Source organism: Pseudoalteromonas sp. EB27, from assembly GCF_001974875.1.
Taxonomy (GTDB): domain Bacteria; phylum Pseudomonadota; class Gammaproteobacteria; order Enterobacterales; family Alteromonadaceae; genus Pseudoalteromonas.
The window spans coordinates 1-1,073 of record NZ_MTQD01000035.1 but is presented as its reverse complement, the minus strand read 5'-3'; the positions used below and the strand labels follow the sequence as shown (position 1 = coordinate 1,073).

Annotated in this window: 1 protein-coding gene; it reads left to right on the top strand. The window is 39.0% G+C overall.

Features of this window, described 5'->3' with window-relative positions; all coding sequences use genetic code 11:
- The coding region (locus BW142_RS20475) for an IS4 family transposase (RefSeq protein WP_171972344.1) at window positions 1-1,073 on the top strand (1,073 nt) is incomplete at both ends.

The following is a 1,073-nucleotide window of genomic DNA, read 5'->3' as shown; positions in this document are numbered from 1 at the left end:
TTGACATTTAAACACAGTGTTTGCAAAGAATTAGGCGATGTGAACTGTGCAAATACATTAGGAAAACCATCAAAAACAAGAACGCTATATGCGCATTCAACTTTAGCAATTGATGCAGATACGGAGCATGTTATTGGTTTGCTCGACCAGTACTATTGGTTTAGGAAATCAAAGGTTAAAGGGACTAAAGATCAACAACAGCAACGCCCTTACAAAGAGAAAGAAAGCTATCGCTGGCAACAAACATTAATGGATATAAAAATACGTACAGGTGAATTATCAAATATACTTAACATCTGCGACAGAGAAGCTGACATTTATGAGTACATGACTTACCAAAAAGATGAAGGACATCGATTTTTAGTCAGAGCAAAAGAAAATAGAAAATTAATAGAGCCTCAATGCAATCTCAATCAGTTAATAGAAACAGCGCAGGGTCAGTGTTGTTACACTATTAATATAGCGCAACGTGCGGGAAGAAAAGCGCGTCAGGCCCGAATTACATTGAGCTATCAACCTATAACACTCGCCAAGCCTAAGCGAGTACTAGGGCAAGAATCACCGACATTGAGCGTCAATGTCATTGTCTGTCAGGAAAAAGAAAGTACGCAAAAAAATCCATTATGTTGGATTTTATATACGACAGAGCCCGTAAACACAGCAGAAGATGCCCAGAAATTAGTAAGATACTATGAACTCCGCTGGCGTGTAGAGGAGTTTCATAAAACATGGAAAACAGATGGAACCGAAGTAGAAGATTTACGTTTACAGCACAGTGATAATATTTTACGAATTGCGATCATTAAAGCGTTTATTGCTGTCAGGTTATTACAGCTGCAAAATATGGCGCAAAGGAGTGAATTAGCCAAAGAAGTGAGATGTACAACTTGTGTTAAAGAGATGACGTGGAAATTACTATGGGCAAAGGTTGAAAAGGATGTGTTGCCGGATAAAGTACCGTCTCTTCATTGGCTGTACTATAGTTTAGCGAAATTGGGAGGGTGGTATGACAGTAAAAGAAATGGTCGAGTTGGCGTAAAAGCACTCTGGAAGGGGTGGTTGAAATTAGCAGA